This is a genomic window from Megasphaera cerevisiae DSM 20462 (assembly GCF_001045675.1).
GTDB lineage: Bacteria > Bacillota > Negativicutes > Veillonellales > Megasphaeraceae > Megasphaera > Megasphaera cerevisiae.
In genome coordinates, this window is record NZ_LEKT01000035.1 from 16948 (window position 1) to 32909 (window position 15962).

Below are 15962 nucleotides of genomic sequence, written 5' to 3' on the forward strand. Positions count from 1 at the left end.
AATTCCCCCTGACTATTTCAAATTTTGACTGGCTTAATATGCCAAATATCAGATGCATACTGCTGAATCGTCCGGTCACTTGAAAAATATCCTGAATGCGCAATATTGACCGCACTGGAATGAAGCCATTTTTTTCTTTCATTGTACCGTTCGGAAATTTCCTTCTGTGCATCACAGTAGGCAGCAAAATCCTTTAACACAAAATATTCATCGTTGCGGTCCAGCAGTGATTCATAAAGCATACCAAACGATTCACCGCCAATGGAACCGTCGACGAGAGAATTCATGAGATGACGAATATGGGAATCTGAGCTGTACATGTTCCAGGAGGAATATCCGCCGTTGACGTAGTAATCCATGACCTCATCTGCCCGCAGTCCAAAGATGACGCAGTTATCGTCGCCGACTTCACGGTGGATTTCCACATTGGCGCCATCCATCGTTCCCATCGTAACGGCACCATTCATCATAAATTTCATATTTCCCGTACCGGATGCTTCCTTGCCGGCAGTAGAAATCTGCTCACTTACATCCGCCGCCGGAAACAGGATTTGTCCCAGAGATACATTATAATTTTCCAAAAACAGGACATGCATCTGCCGGCTGACGCGGCGGTCCCGATTGACCATGCCGGCCACAACGTTGATCAGCTTGATAGTCTGCTTTGCTTCTCCATAGCCGGCTGCCGCCTTGCCGCCGAACAGAAAGGTTCGCGGCGTAATGCGCATTTTCGGATTGGTCTTCAGCAAGTAGTACAGGTGCAGAATATGGAGGATGTTTAACAGCTGCCGTTTATACAGATGAATCCGCTTGATTTGTATATCAAAAATAGAGTCGGCAGGAACGGTGACATTGTATTTCTGCTTAATATACGTTGCCATAATATCCTTGCGGGCCCGTTTCACTTCACCCAGCTGCTGCAGAAACGCGGCATCTCCGGTAAACGGTTCCAGATCAACCAGCTTGGCCGCGTCAAGCCGCCAGGCGTCGCCGATTGTATCATCAATGAGAGATGCCAGCTGCGGATTGGACTGAATGAGCCAGCGCCGATGCGAAATACCGTTGGTCTTATTGGAAAACCGGTCAGGAAAGCATGTATAAAACTGATGCAGCGTCGAATCCCGCAAAATCTGTGAATGTATTTCAGCCACGCCGTTGATGCTGTGGCTGCCCAGTACAGCTAGATGGGCCATATGCACCTGCCCATCCCACAGGACTGCCACATCCCGCGCCCTGGCTTCATCCTCGGGGTAGAGTGCACGCACTTCCTGCAGCCAGCGGTTGTTTATTTCTTCTACGATCAAGTAGATCCGGGGCAGCAAAGACTGGAACATAGGAATGGACCAGCGCTCCATCGCCTCCGGCAAAATCGTGTGATTGGTATATCCTACGGTGCGTACCGTAACGTTCCACGCCGCTTCCCACGATATCCCCTCTTCATCCATAAGGATGCGCATCAATTCAGGAACGACCAGCGCCGGATGCGTGTCATTGATGTGAATATTGATATACTGGTCAAAACGGTACATACTCTTGCGGTATTTTTTCTTATAATGGCGGACAATGCTCTGCAGCCCGGCAGAAACCATGAAATATTCCTGCATCAGCCGCAGCCGGCGTCCGTCCTCCCTGCTGTCCTCCGGGTACAGAAAGCGGGAAATAAGCTGCACGTTCTCCTTGTACAGGAAAGCCCGATGCCGGTCACCGAGAGTCAATTCACGATACATATCCTCCCTGGAATATTCAGCCCGCCACAGACGCAGCGTATTGACCGTGTTATTGTGATATCCAATAACAGGCACATCATAGGGAACCGCACGTACGGAGGAATATTTTTCATATACGCATTCCAGGTCACCATCTTCTGTAGGACGCATATAGGCATTGCCGCCGAAATGAACGTTGACGGCCTTATCTACTTTTTTGACTTCCCAAGGATAGCCGTTGACCAACCAATTATCCGGCAGTTCTACCTGCTGGTCATCGACAATTCTCTGATTGAAAAGGCCATATTGATACCGAATGCTGCAACCGTGTCCTGGCAGATGCAGCGCTGCCAATGAATCAATAAAGCAGGCTGCCAGCCGTCCTAAACCGCCGTTTCCCAGCCCCGGATCCCGTTCCTGCGGAATGATATCTTCCAGATCCCATCCCAGGTCCTGCAAGCCATCCCTGCATACTTTTTCCATGCCAATACCGATGAGGTTTGATTCCAGCAGTCTGCCAAGCAAAAATTCAATAGAAAAATAATAAACCTGTTTTACCTTTTTTTCAGCATACACTTTGTTTGTACGGATCCATTCCTGACTTACCAGATCACGCACCATGTACGCAACGGTCTGATATACTTCATTCAGCGTCATATCCTGCAAATCTTTTTCCCATAACACATGGGCTTTTTCGGTAAATATTTTTTTGAATTCTTCCTTATCCTGCCATGTTTTCATCGTTGTTTTATACCCCTCTTTAAATAACGCTGCATTTCCCAATGCACAATGGGTTTTCCTTTGTGCCGGATAACACAGCCTCCGGCTGAATGACAGTATTTTTGTCACAAGCCACATAATCAAGCTGCGCATCGTCACCGACCACGGTCCGCTGCATAATAATGCTGTTGCGGATCACAGCATTTTTACCTACCCGTACCTTGCGGAACAGGATAGAATTTTCCACATGACCTTCGATAATACAGCCGTTGGCCACGAGAGAATTATGGATATGCGCTTCTTCCATGTATTTGGCCGGAGCCTCATCCTTGATTTTCGTATAGATATGATGCTGTTTGTCCTTAAAGAACAAATCACGCCATACCTGCATGTCCAGCAGATCCATATTGACTTGAAAATACGCGTTGACAGAATCAATGCGTTTTGCGTATCCCTGATAATTATACCCAAAAATACGCAGGCGGTCCACATTTCGCTTCAGTACATCCGTAACGAGGTGCGTATAGCCTTTTGCATACGCCCGACGGATACAATGCTGGAACACTTCACCTTCAATGATAATGCCCCGCTGATACAGATTTTCACCAGCCTGTATTTCCGGTTTGGCATCGATTCCGATAACCCGGTTCTGCTCATCAACGATCAGCGCATAGCCTTCTCTGCCGAAAGCATATTTCTGCTTTTGATAAATCATGGTGGCATCGGCATTATGGTGACGGTGAAAATGAAGAACCTCATCATAATCAATATTTTGAACGGTATCGCAGCCGGTCAGCAGGACATAACGCTTATTACCCCGTTTAACAAAAAGAAGATTTTTATAGTAGGAAGAAATATCGCCTTCTACCGGATGCTGAATATCCTCCAAATCCTCCGGCATATAAAACAGTCCGTCGCCTTTACGGGCCAGGCCCCACTCCTTGCCTGACCGGATATGATCCAGTACGGATCGCGACTGCGGCGATAGCAGGAGGCCTACGTTGGCAATACCAGCGTTGACCATATTCGACAAGGTAAAATCAATAAGACGGAATTTTCCGCCTACAGGTATCGTAGCCAACGGCCGTCTATCATTCAATTCGCGAAGCGGGTTGTCTTCTCTGAGATTTACTAATCCGATGATATCACTGCTCATACTGATCCCCTTCCTTTCCCGGCAGCCCGTTTTGTTTCTTTTCTTCCCAATACGGCAACAGATCCGTCTTCATTATGTACGACAACATTTTCATGAATAATGCATCGCTCTCCGATAATAGCCTTATCGACAACCGCATTCGCCTTGATTACTGTTCCCGGCATAATCACAGAATTAACGACCTTCGCTCCTTTTTCGATGATAACGTCATAGAAAATCACCGAATTGACAACCGTCCCCAATATAGCGGAGCCTTCAGCAATCAAAGAACTCTTGGCACTGCCGTCCGGTCCGATAAAATGTGGCGGCATATTCTGATTTCCCGAATAAATGCGCCATTTCTGATCGCTCAGATCCAGCGGCGGATCATCGGCAATGAGATCCATATTGGCCTGCCATAGGCTCTCAATAGTCCCGACATCCTTCCAATACCCTTCAAAGGGATAAGCATACAAGGGAACCTGATCTGCCAGCATGGATGGAATTACATTCTTACCAAAATCATGATCGGACTTTTCATTTTTTGCATCTGCTTTTAAATATTTTTCCAGTACGCTGCGATTGAAAATATAAATTCCCATAGATGCCAGATTACTTTCCGGCTTGACCGGTTTTTCCTGAAACTTATTAATGCGCATCGTATCGTCTGCTACCATGATCCCAAAACGGCTCGCTTCATCCCAAGGCACGCGAATCGTCCCGATCGTGACCTGGGCGCCATGCTTTTTGTGAAACGCCAGCATCTTGGAATAATCCATCGAATAAATATGATCGCCCGATAAAATGAGAACATAATCATCTCCGACCATATCGACGAAATTCAGATTCTGGTAGATCGCGTCAGCCGTACCGCGGTACCAATTGGTCCCAGCATCACTCGTATACGGCGGCAGCACGAAGGTGCCTCCCGTATCCGAATCCAAATCCCATGAACTCCCGTTGCCTACATACCAGTTCAATTCCAACGGCTGATACTGCGTTAAAATACCAACAGTCCCGATACCGGAATGGCGGCAGTTGCTAAGAGGGAAATCAATAATACGGTACTTCCCCCCGAATAACAGTCCCGGCTTGGCCTGATCTTTAGTCAGAACACCTAATCGGCTCCCCTTGCCGCCGGCAAGAATCATTGCCAGACAATTGGATTTTCTCATGTATTTTCCTCCTCACGTTAAAGAAAATCCGAAAAATCAACGATACATATGTATGTCCCTGATGATAATACAATATACGTTGGATTTTCTTTGCATTTTTTTCCGTCCATTCTTACTCATACTATGAATAAATTGTATATAGTAATTATATACTAATTTCTCAGAAAATTTAAGAGGAAATCCTGCGGTACGGACCATTTTTTAGAAAATACTTTGCACATTTTACCAGTACGTTACTTTGCGTTTACCTAATTTGTCTGAATAAATTCAACAATTTTTGACGAAGCTGTTGTCTGTCCCAACATGTACACAAGATGTCAGCATACTATATTGCTGCAGATAGGCCTGCCATCTCCATGGCATCCGGGATCCGCCGAAATGTTACAGATTTTTCACAGTGACAGTGTATGGTTCTGATTTTGTGAACTTCCGATGTATCCGGCTATGCTACACATGATATCCCCATCAACAAGTGTGATCTCTATGCTACATATTTCCCCCCAAAAAAGATGATCGGGATGACAAGGTCATTGAAAAAAAAGAATCACAGTACGGGTGCCGGCGATATTTATAATGGGATTATTTTCCAGTTTTGCCGACGTGCCGGATACGCCACCGCATCCCGGCCAACAGTACCCTCATCGCAAAATACCGCCGCAAGAAGAATGCGCTACATAAAAATGACCTTCAGGCATTTGTCTGAAAGTCATTTTTATTACATTATTAATTTATTTTTTTATTTTACGCGCATGCAATTTAACGCGATAGGACCTGGGCAAAGCATGCAAGCCTTTATATCTATTATGCAACTTCTCAAAACATTATGTCTTATTATGTTACGTAATAGAAAATAAAGATGTATAATTAGGTCATAAAATATAGGCTGCGGCGCTGATAATACCCTCAGCCGATGAAACACTCCTCTTTTCAAAAAATCAGCTTGTCACTACTGCAAGATTAAAACCGACAGAACATAAATCAATCGAAAAACGAACATCTCCAAGATCGTATTATCACAACATGCACCAGAAGAATCAGTTGCGAGCTTGACACAGCATCCTATCATGTGAATAGGTTGTACTGCTGGATTTATATCTCTATTTTGAACTTATTACAGGCAATAAATAAAGAATCCCATTACTGGCCCCTACCAGTAACGGGAAAAGCGTAACCACTTCGATCAAAACTGATTACGCTGCTATTGTAACACATTATGTTATTACTGTATATTGAAAGGAGATCATTTATCATGACAAAAGAAACCAGAAAACGGCTGCTTACCAGAAAAGAATTAGAGTCGATGCATCCGGGCAAGGCCATTGAAGAGTATATAGCGCATACAGATATCAGCACAGAAGAATTGGCCCAAAGATTAGAAATAACTCCCGCGGCGCTGCAGCGCATTCTCCATGGGGAGGCCGGCTTATCCCGTGATATGATGCGAAAATTGTCCAGAGTAACAGATACGCCTCTTGATAACTGGATCGAAATACAGCGCCGGTATGAAGACGCCTTGGATAAATTTACTACTGAGGAATATGGACTGGAATAAATGAAAGCATCGGCATGTCTGAGAGAGACATGCCGATGCTTTCATTTATACATGCAATACATATCATTAATATGTTATTCATAACGAAGCGCATCGTCATACGTCAGGATCTCCGTCTCAAAAGGCAGAGACAAAAGAAGTTCCCGAGCCGCGGCCGCCGTGTCCGGCGTCGACCGGACAAACCCGATTCCTTTTTTTCCGTCCAGAGCCGTGACAGCCCCCACATATTCGGCTCCCTCCAATATTCGTGTAACGAAGGTCATTTTTTCAGGGGGAATCCTGAAATACACCCAATCCGCGTCAAGCATGCGCCGCCGCCTTTCTGCGCATCATAGACCACGGTTCCAGCGGCGTATCCAGATATAGACCCACAAGCTGCCGGGGGTGGGGAGCCGTCGTGATCTCTGTGCCCTTTTCGTCAGTCAAATACGTAATGACATGACGCACCAAGTGTCCCTGCGGCTGCAGAAATTCCACGGCCTGTCCTACCTTGAAATGATTGCGCTGTTCAATCCATGCAATATGCCGGGCCGCATCGTAAGACCGGACCACACCGATGAATTCGTAGGTCTGCGTATTGCTGGCATGACTGTATACCTGATCCACCTCTGTTGGCCGGGACACGGAAAAACCGCGCGTATATGGCCGGTGCGAAATTTTCTCCAATTCCTCCAGCCATTCAGGAAGTACCGTAAAGTGCTCCGGATCGACTTCATAGGCATCCAGCGCCTGACGGTAAACCTTGACAACCGTTGCGACATAATGGATGCTTTTCATCCGTCCTTCAATTTTCAGACTGCATAAGCCCGACGCATATAACTCCGGCAGATACGGCAGCAAACACAGATCCTTGGAATTAAAAATATAAGTTCCCCGTTCATCCTCGACAACGGGAAAATACTGTCCCGGCCTCTTTTCCTCGACAATATTGTATTTAAACCGGCAGCACTGCACACACTGCCCCCTGTTGGAATCCCGGTTCTGAGTAAAATAGTTGCTCAGCAGACATCGTCCGGAATAGGAAATACACATTGCGCCATGGACAAAGCCTTCCAATTCCACAGGCACCTTGTCATGAATTTCCTGTACATCCTTCAGGCTCACTTCCCGGGCCATGACGACCCGTTTCGCCCCGTTATCATGCCAGAATTTGACAGATGCCCAGTTAGTCGTATTGGCCTGCGTCGAAATATGGATGGGCAGCTCCGGCACCAGCTGCCGGGCCATACTGAAAATACCCGGGTCCGCAATAAGTATAGCATCAACCGGAATAGCTGCCAGAGATTGCAAATACGCTGGCAGGCCCTGCAAATCCGCATTATGGGGAAAAATGTTGACGGTCACATAGATGTGTTTTCCCAAAGAATGTGCATAGGAAACAGCTTCTTTCATTTCTTCAAGAGAAAAATTATCACTGAAGGCCCGTAATCCAAATGATTTTCCACCTAAATACACGGCATCGGCGCCATACAGCAAGGCCATTTTCAGTTTATCCATACTGCCGGCTGGAGCCAGCAATTCCATTTTATGCATTATTTCATATATCCTTTCCACCGGGATACGGTCATCCCGTCCCCATTTTCAAAAAAAACAGTTTCAAACAGCGAGTCATCATTCATAATACCTAAAAACTCGTGAAGCCGGGCGACGGCCGTACGGTGTTTGTGCGGAACCGCCCCTTGAATATAGATCATATCATGGTACCGCATATTATCTGCCACAATAATCGCCTGGGGAAGCAGCTTGGGAATAATTTTTTTGATTTGACGCGGATACTGTCCCTTGGGTCCATCCAAAAAGACAAAGTCCCATGGCCCTTCCAGTCTATCAAGGAGCGCTGTGCCATCTCCGTTTATGACCGTGACAGCGCGGCTGTACTGGGACTGGTCAATAAACTGTCGGGCAGTCATGGCCCGCTCCGCATCCAGCTCCAGCGTAGTGATCATACCGCCCTCCCGCAGATACGGTGCCATCTGCAAAGCTGAATACCCAATACAAGTGCCGATCTCCAAAACATGTCTGGGCCGGGCAGCCGCCAGAATATTTCGGAACAAGGGCAGCTCTGCGCCACGCAGAATAGGCAGTTCATGCTCCCGGGCATACTGCTCCATATCACGCCACAAACGGTTCACGGCATATGCTCCTGTACATTATCCATATGTCCGTCATAGGTCATGGAAAAATAATTATGCCCGTTCGCATCAGCAACAAAATACAAGTACGATGTATCCGGCACCGTAATAATCGCCTTCATGGATTCCATGCCGGGATTACCTATGGGACCTGGCGGCAGACCTTCATACATATACGTGTTATACGGTGAGTCATATTGCGTTTCTGCAATGCTGTACGCGGCTTTATGAGAACCCATGGCATAAGAGACAGACGCATCGGACTGCAGCTTCATGTGTATGCGCAGCCGGTTGAAAAACACAGAGGCAATAAGCGGCCTGTCTTTTTCATATTTTGCTTCTTTTTCTACCAGGGAGGCCATCGTGACAAATTGATATATCGACAAATTATGTTGAGAAATTTCTTTTTTCATATCACCGGTCAGGTGATCATCAAAATTTTTCAGCATCATTTTGATAATATCTTCGGCAGACGCATTATTGGGAATGAAATAGGTATCGGGGAAGAGAAATCCCTCAGTCGGAAAGGTGACCGTGCGATTTCCCTTCATATACGGGTATAAATCATCACTGCCCTTTGCCGCTGCCAAAAAATCCTCCTCCGTCACATTCCCGCCCAGTTTAGCCACTGCCTGCGCAATCTGACGTACCGTATAGCCCTCTGGAATGACCAGCCGTGCAGCCTCCGATTTTCCGCTGGTCAGCTTTCCCAAAATAGTCTGAAGGCTCATCGAAGAATTGATCGTATATTCTCCTTCTTTCAAGTTTTCAGCCTGACCGGTCACACCAGCCGCAATCCGAAACCACAAGGGACTGGAAATATACCCGCCCTCATGCATTTCTTCAGCCACATCTGCAGCCGTCATATTGCTGAGCACATGCACATACCCGCTTTTGCGGGGCAGCAGTATATTAGGTCCATAGTACCCTGCCAGCCCGCCTGCAATAACTAAAAAAAGCACACAAAAAACAGCACTGCCAACAAATATACTTCGTTTGCTGGCAGACACTGCTTCATCATGTACTTCTTTGACTTCGTCTTCTATTTTCTTTTCTATCTTTTTTAAAAATCTTTTATTCGTATCCATACGCCATATTATACAATATTAAAGTCAAATTGCCAAATTTCTGCATAAGACTGGCTGGTCACGCTTAGTTATCTCCATCATGATCGTGATCGTGGCGATCCTGAGGAGGCATAGGCGGTCTTTGCGGACGGACAAAAATTTCCTTCAGCGTATCCTCTGAAATGCCGGTCTTATCCGGCAGTGAATCCATAAATTCCCGGTGTTCTCTCATCTGTCTTTTATGGAATTTCTTCATGGCATCCATAAGCTTCGTGGCCTGATCGTCCGTGATTTTTCCATCCCGTACCATCTGCTGAATACGGTGGGAAAAAGCAAATTTCCCATGTCCGGGGCCAAATCCCGGCTGCGGCCCCTGCACTTCCATCGGCGGCATCGGCGGCATTGCTTCTGCATCCTGTGCGGATACCATCGTATATGGAGCAGATGCGATACAAACAACAGCACCTAATACAGCAGCTGATATCATCTTTTTATGCAGCAATTCATTCCATTTCATATATACCCATCTCCTTCTTTGTTGTACAATATATCATCTCTATTGAGAATACCATCAGTATACATTAAAAATGTTACAGCTTTGTCACACAAACGTCACGATATGAAAAAATATATACTACTTTCCCGGTGCCCACGTCCTGTTTTGCTGTGCCATTTCCTCTTTTCTGCTCAGATCCTGAGCCTGCTGCTCCGCGTTATACTGATCTGTTGCTGCTTGGATAGCATTCTGCAGCTGCTGTGCCGTATCGGGATCTATATTGCCGTCCTTAGCCTTCTTTTTAGCCTCATCAAAATTCTTTTGCGCCTCTTCCACCTGCGCAGCCAGACGTTTGAGTTCTTTATTTTTTATTTTCTGCCGGACATCCGACTCCAGAGAAACATCTGCTGTCGGACGAACATCCACATATACTTCAAAAAGACGGTTCCAAGGCAGGGTTACATTGACAGTTTTAGGATTGACACCCAAATAGGTAGCTGCGTATCGCTGAATTTGTTCCTTTGTACGGCTCTGTAATTCAGTCATGACGGTAGGATAATATTTTTTCACCGTACCGGCTTCGATCTTCTGCTGCATACGATAAATATAGTCACGTACATTAGCCTGATACGCCCAGTTATCCAAATACTGCGTCGTCAGCATATTGGCATGGGCGTCTGCCGTCATATATTTAGACAACACGCCTTGTGAAATACCGTATCCGACAGAATTGCTGGCCGTGTTCCAGCCGTTATATGCAGCCAGACGATACAACATCTTGTCCCGGTACAAACCATAGACCAGCGTATTATCCGAGCCGTTGGAAAAAGCCATATCAACAATACTCACGGGAATGCCATCGTTGACAGCCTTTTCAATCTGTGTCAAAAACTCCTGCGTGGATTGAAGCATGATGGGAAAATTTTCAAAATTCCCAGATTCGCTGGTAGAAGTCGTAAGCGGGGTATTGACAGCCAACAGCAAATCAGGTCTCTCTGTATTTGTAATCGTACCGCCAATAGCCTCTACATGCGCCGCAATGGTCTTCCCAACAGCTTGTCCGTCGTAGCTGGGAACCGTTTTTTCACCGCCGCCTAAGGGATATATAATCGTGACCTTAGGATGGTAATTATTAAAATCATTACTGGCTCTTGTAATAAGAAGCAGCCCCAATTGGTCCGCTCCGGGAAAGGAGCCAAATACCGTTTTAGGAATTTCGGCGCCGGACATTTCCAGATATTTCGATTCCAGTGACGACTGGGTATTGACAGAATTATCATCATGACCAAGACTAAAATATTTAAAAGTGCCATTCTTTGCATCCTGAATCAGCCGGTAATTGATCATCATATTTTTATGACGGCGGTTATACCAATCCTGCAGATACTCCATAGGAACACGCCGCATAATGGCAAACCAATTATCCCGTTCCTGCGGATTCAATCGTTCCGTATCCATTTTGGCCTGCAATGATGCCAGCTGATACATATCGGTTCCAAAGGTCAGATAATAATCCGGTTCCACGCCCTTGCCGCCGGCCCAGGGACTGCGCATAACCGTACTAAACGCGTAAATAGGAATATTTTTATACTTTTGATGAAGTTCCTCTACCCGTTTCAAGCGTTGTACCAGCGTATCCATACTCAAATTATGTTTTCTAGAATCGACAAGTCCGCCATAGACCAAGGAATCGACAGATAGCACCATTGCATCTGCCTGACCGGCATTATTAGCGACCCATTCGGCCAGCTTATCCGGCGAGCCCTGAAACTGTGCCCCGGACAAAATTTTTTCCGGCGGCGTAATGACCGTATATCCCGCATCCTGCGCCGTCCCCACCGTATAGGCAAAATCGACGGGACGATTATCCTGCGGCACATACAAAATCGTTTTGGCCAGTGCTGACGGCCCGATGCAGGTCAGCGCAGACACAACAAGCATTCCCACTATGTTTCGTAATATTTTCAATACTACCACTCCCTAAAGAATAATTGCTAGTATTGATTATAACAAATTTTCCACAAAAAAGGAATTTAGAAAAACTGCTCGCGTCTTTTTCGTTTGACCCGGGGCAGATTCAAATGAAAGAAAACTGCTACCAGGCGGATCGCAACCGTAAAGATAAAACCAATAACAGCAGCCGCATTCAAAGACATTTCCAACGAAATAAATAATAGGTACAATACGACAGCACCGCTCAAAGACGCCGTAGCATAAATATCTTTTTTGAACACACCGGGTATGCGTCCGGCCAACACGTCACGTATAACGCCTCCGCCAACAGCGGTCAATACCCCTAGCGTAATGGCCAGCGTCCAATACTGCGGATATAGATAGCATCCCAGCAGTGTCCCCGTCACCGTAAAGGAACCTAAACCGACAGCATCACAGATCAGATAAAAATGAATAGAATACCGCATCATATGCTGCCACTTTCCGCTGTTGATGTAACGAACACTGATACTGGCCAGGCACAGTGTCGAAATAATAAGCCAAAAATACATACTTGTCCGAAAGGCCGACGGCGGAATTTCGCCCAATATAATGTCCCGAATAATCCCTCCGCCGACTGCCGTTGCCGCTGACAGGACAAACACCCCAAATATGTCCATACGTCGTGAAATAGCGACGAGAACCCCGGATAAAGCAAACGCCACTGTCCCCAATACATCAAAAATCTGCCACCATAATGATTGCATATCCCCAATATGTCCCCCTTTTTCTGTCCCTCTTGATAAATCAGCAGCGGTATGCTGCTATTCTTTATATAATACCGTACCTGCTTTCAATATGCAAAATGCCAATCTTTCTTTTCCGACAACCATAGAAAAAATTGACAGATGCCGTATACTAAAAGAAAAGGAGTTGATTCACTTGGAACAAATAGAAAACAGACGCAGTGTCCGTAAATACCAAAACACAAAAATCGAAAACGAAAAACTCACCGCCATATTGGAAAGCGCCCGTCTGGCCCCCTCCGGCAGCAACACACAGCCTTGGACATTCATTATTGTAACGTCGGACGAAACCAAACGGCAGTTGGCCGCTGCCAATCATCAGCAGGCCTGGATGAATACAGCCCCCGTATTCATCGTATGTGTCACCGATATCAGATGCCGTATGCCGAACGCATCCCTTTCGCTTGATGAAAACAGCCCGGAATTCGAGCTCAAACAATGCATTCGCGATACCTCCATTGCCATCAGTCATCTGCTGCTGGAAGCGCAGCAGCAAGGATTGGGAACCTGCTGGACTGGCTGGTTTGAACAAAAAGACGTACGCCCTGTACTGGGGATTCCCAAAGATAAATACGTATGCGGTATTATAACACTAGGTTATGCAGATGAAGCCCCCTCTCCCAGACCCAGGAAGGCACTGCGGGAAATCGTACGATACGAAAAATGGTAGCGCCAACACCCGGTACTCTATCCGGCATCTTATGTTTCTGACGCTCACCGATTGCACAGGCCCAACATATCCTGTAAAATAAAGACGTATGCAGCATGATCATGCTGCAACGACAGAAATCGAGGAAACAGTCATGACAAAAGATGAATTTTATATGGGAAAAGCGCTGGAAGAGGCTGCAACAGCATACGCTGTCGGAGAAATTCCTATCGGCGCGGTTATTATTTATGAAAAAAAAGCTATCGCCAGAGCCTATAATCTGCGCGAAAGCCTGCCCTGTGCCACCGCCCATGCAGAACTGCTGGCCATCGAAAAAGCCTGTCGCGCCCTAGGTCGCTGGCGTCTTACAGGCTGTACGCTGTACGTTACCGTCGAACCTTGTCCCATGTGTGCCGGAGCCATCGTCAACAGTCGGCTGGACCGCATTGTATACGGCTGTGCCGATCCCAAAGCCGGTGCCGTCCGCTCGGTTTTTCAAATCGTCGATACACCGGCACTTAACCACTGTACTGCCGTCACTCAGGGCATTCGTGAGAAAGAATGTGCCCGCCTTATGACGGATTTTTTCCGGTCCCGGCGACAGAAATAACAATATCCCGCACGCACGATACCCCCATGCAGAACAAACTGCTGCATGGGGGTATCGTATATTGCAAAACGAATGATCAGCAGACCACCACAATGTACAGCCAAATAAACAAGATCGATTTTATTCTCTTACACTCATCCGGATATATGTCCGTATGAACTCATATAGCTGTCCTTTTCGTTAGAGAACAACGCGTCTACGCCGCTGATTGCGCCGCCCGTAAAGGTAACGCCCACAGAGGCGCTTTTACTGCTATAGTTGTTCGTTTCGGTCTGCGTATTCGTACCGGCATCCAGGATGATATTATGGGACGCTCCCAGAGTGACGTCTTTTCCTTGTATCGTTTCGCCTGTGGCATGGATATTGCCTTTCGCCATGTCCTTGCTTCCGGCGAGGATAGTTACGGTGCCGCTGCTGGACAGACTGCCTCCGGCATACGTATTCGTATCGGTGCCGTATTCCTGTTTGAACGAGCTGGAACCCAGTCCGACGTGGATGCCGCCCTGGGCAGTTCCATTCCCCATACCCATGATATCCTGGCGCAGATCTTTTCCTCCTTCAAAGAGTTCCAGAGACTGCAGTGTTTTGTTGTCCCATGTCTGGGCTGTACGGACAACACTGCAGATATCTAGATAACACTGATAGCAACCAATCATACTATCAAAACAAACTCATTCGATAGTATGACTACTAAGTGGATATATATGTTTAACATATTGTTCGATAGGAAACATGAAATCTAGTTCTAATATATCTTTCGTTTTAAACAGAGAACAATTCACTATTTTTGTTAATACATCCAGTAATTGCTGCCCATCTTTTTCAGCATTCCAGCATTTTTCTCTATTCCAACTAGCTCTTACATAACCCCAATTCAGCCGCCGTTGTACTTCCATTTCACTCCACACACTTGGCGATTCATTGGGTTCCAATATAAGGGATCGAGGAATTTATTCGTTTCGTCCCGTTTGACCTGGGTGATGTCCTGACTGTCGGGCTTCGTCTGGGACGAGCCTTCATAGGCGCCTACGCCTAAGGACGACGGATGGTCCAGGGCAAGCTGCGGCGTCATGAACAGTTTGTCCTTATAGCCGCGGCGTTTGGATTTGTGCGGCCAGCCCCGTTTATACGTATGGCTTCCCTGGGTGGTGCCGAAGGTGACGGTCCGTTTCTGGTTTTCCCTGGCGCTGTTTTTTACAGTACCGTTTTTGGCTGTCAGCGTTCCGCCGGCGGTGATCTGGCTGTTTTCATTGCCCAGGTCCCCATCGATGGTCATGTCCCGGCCGCTGCGGATGACGCCGGCATGGGTCGTCTGCACTTTGTCTTCCGAGGTCTGGGATTGAGACTGGATGATGGTGTAGTTGTCGATCTTCTGGCTGCCGATCGCCCCCAGGCTGGCATTGTGCGCTTCGGCTTCTGTATTATGGGCCGTGATCTTGGTATTCAGTTCGTCCAGCTTGCTGCTGAACTGGGTGTCCCAGGCCGTTTGCTCCTGGCCGGCTGCCGTCGGTCTGGCCGTGGTCATGGCCGTGACGCCCAAAGCCGTAAAGATGGGGTCATTCCATTCGTAGTTGGCAATCTTAGCGCCTGCGGGGTGGGCCGGGTCCGGCTGTTCTCCCGGTGCCGGCGCTTCGACGATATCATAGGCCGGTTCGTAGATTTCCATGGCTCCGGCATGGTGATAGGCGCCGTAGCCGCTGGTGAGATTGGAGAATTCGTCTTTGTCGAAGGCGTGGCCTTGTTCGGAATGGCCGGCCTGGTCAATGCGGATTTTATCCGGATTCGTCACCCAGTCACTGCCGACGCGCTTGGCAGAAAAGGCGTCATTTTCATTATACACAGCGGCAGCCTTAAGCGCCAGGTCTCCCAGGCTTTCGATCTTCGCGCCGCGGTTGCGGATCGTGCCTTTGGCGGTCAGGGTCATGGCATTGCCGCTGTATAGGAGGGCGCCGGCGCTGTTCAGAAGGGTATCGCCGGTCATT

General features: G+C 47.2%; 15 protein-coding genes and 1 pseudogene. 3 read left to right on the plus strand and 13 right to left on the minus strand.

Features of this window, described 5'->3' with window-relative positions:
* Positions 1-17: 17 nt before the first annotated feature.
* Genes AB840_RS10185 through AB840_RS10195 form a run of 3 tightly spaced genes read right to left on the minus strand, consistent with a single transcriptional unit; the run spans position 18 to position 4736 of the window.
* Complete coding sequence (locus tag AB840_RS10185; RefSeq protein WP_048514738.1) at positions 18-2447, minus strand: glycogen/starch/alpha-glucan phosphorylase; 2430 nt, start codon at positions 2445-2447, stop codon at positions 18-20.
* Positions 2448-2466: 19 nt separating this feature from the next.
* Positions 2467-3582 carry a glucose-1-phosphate adenylyltransferase subunit GlgD gene (glgD, locus tag AB840_RS10190; RefSeq protein WP_072061821.1) on the minus strand — a complete coding sequence of 372 codons (1116 nt, stop codon included), beginning with the start codon at positions 3580-3582 and terminating at the stop codon, positions 2467-2469.
* Positions 3579-4736: a glucose-1-phosphate adenylyltransferase gene (locus AB840_RS10195; RefSeq protein ID WP_048514739.1), complete on the minus strand. Its 1158-nt coding sequence runs from the start codon at positions 4734-4736 to the stop codon at positions 3579-3581. The genes glgD and AB840_RS10195 overlap by 4 nt, the downstream gene beginning before the upstream one ends.
* A gap of 1249 nt (positions 4737-5985) precedes the next feature.
* Between AB840_RS10195 and AB840_RS10205 the strand changes: the two genes are divergently transcribed.
* Positions 5986-6288, plus strand: a complete 303-nt coding sequence (locus AB840_RS10205; protein ID WP_048514741.1) for a HigA family addiction module antitoxin — start codon at positions 5986-5988, stop codon at positions 6286-6288.
* 74 nt (positions 6289-6362) lie between these two features.
* Here AB840_RS10205 and AB840_RS10210 read toward each other — a convergent pair whose 3' ends face one another.
* The 7 genes from AB840_RS10210 to AB840_RS10240 all read right to left on the minus strand — a co-directional run bounded on the left by AB840_RS10210 (position 6363) and on the right by AB840_RS10240 (position 12682).
* The gene (locus tag AB840_RS10210; RefSeq protein ID WP_048514742.1) at positions 6363-6596 is read right to left on the minus strand and encodes a DUF4911 domain-containing protein; all 234 of its coding nucleotides are present in this window, start codon (positions 6594-6596) and stop codon (positions 6363-6365) included.
* Positions 6589-7821 carry a peptidase U32 family protein gene (locus AB840_RS10215; protein WP_234984912.1) on the minus strand — a complete coding sequence of 411 codons (1233 nt, stop codon included), beginning with the start codon at positions 7819-7821 and terminating at the stop codon, positions 6589-6591. Before AB840_RS10215 ends, AB840_RS10210 begins: the two co-directional genes overlap by 8 nt.
* A complete protein-coding gene (locus AB840_RS10220) occupies positions 7821-8420 on the minus strand; it encodes an O-methyltransferase (RefSeq protein ID WP_234984911.1) in 600 nt (199 codons plus the stop codon). Before AB840_RS10220 ends, AB840_RS10215 begins: the two co-directional genes overlap by 1 nt.
* The gene (gene mltG / locus AB840_RS10225; protein ID WP_078791771.1) at positions 8417-9508 is read right to left on the minus strand and encodes an endolytic transglycosylase MltG; all 1092 of its coding nucleotides are present in this window, start codon (positions 9506-9508) and stop codon (positions 8417-8419) included. The genes AB840_RS10220 and mltG overlap by 4 nt, the downstream gene beginning before the upstream one ends.
* Positions 9509-9572: 64 nt before the next feature.
* On the minus strand, positions 9573-10004 hold the full coding sequence (locus tag AB840_RS10230; protein WP_048514743.1) for a hypothetical protein: 432 nt from the start codon (positions 10002-10004) through the stop codon (positions 9573-9575).
* Positions 10005-10121: 117 nt separating this feature from the next.
* Positions 10122-11924 (minus strand): DUF4127 family protein, encoded by a 1803-nt coding sequence (locus tag AB840_RS10235; protein WP_143742748.1) that lies wholly within the window; start codon positions 11922-11924, stop codon positions 10122-10124.
* Between the two features lie 92 nt (positions 11925-12016).
* Entirely contained in the window at positions 12017-12682 is a 666-nt protein-coding gene (locus AB840_RS10240) for a trimeric intracellular cation channel family protein (RefSeq protein ID WP_048514745.1), read from the minus strand.
* Between the two features lie 175 nt (positions 12683-12857).
* Here AB840_RS10240 and AB840_RS10245 point away from each other — a divergent pair, with 175 nt between their 5' ends.
* Together AB840_RS10245 and tadA are read left to right on the plus strand one after the other, a co-directional pair.
* Positions 12858-13391 carry a nitroreductase family protein gene (locus AB840_RS10245; RefSeq protein WP_048514746.1) on the plus strand — a complete coding sequence of 178 codons (534 nt, stop codon included), beginning with the start codon at positions 12858-12860 and terminating at the stop codon, positions 13389-13391.
* A 133-nt stretch (positions 13392-13524) separates the two neighbouring features.
* Positions 13525-13980, plus strand: coding sequence for a tRNA adenosine(34) deaminase TadA (tadA, locus tag AB840_RS10250; protein ID WP_048514755.1), 456 nt, complete (start codon positions 13525-13527; stop codon positions 13978-13980).
* A 134-nt stretch (positions 13981-14114) separates the two neighbouring features.
* Here tadA and AB840_RS10255 read toward each other — a convergent pair whose 3' ends face one another.
* From AB840_RS10255 to AB840_RS10265, 3 genes and pseudogenes are all read right to left on the minus strand, one after another.
* Entirely contained in the window at positions 14115-14636 is a 522-nt protein-coding gene (locus AB840_RS10255) for a hemagglutinin repeat-containing protein (RefSeq protein WP_048514747.1), read from the minus strand.
* 15 nt (positions 14637-14651) lie between these two features.
* Positions 14652-14876 carry a hypothetical protein gene (locus AB840_RS10260; RefSeq protein WP_048514748.1) on the minus strand — a complete coding sequence of 75 codons (225 nt, stop codon included), beginning with the start codon at positions 14874-14876 and terminating at the stop codon, positions 14652-14654.
* Positions 14855-15962: pseudogene (locus AB840_RS10265) on the minus strand (hemagglutinin repeat-containing protein); the annotation flags it as partial. The pseudogene AB840_RS10265 and the gene AB840_RS10260, both read right to left, overlap by 22 nt.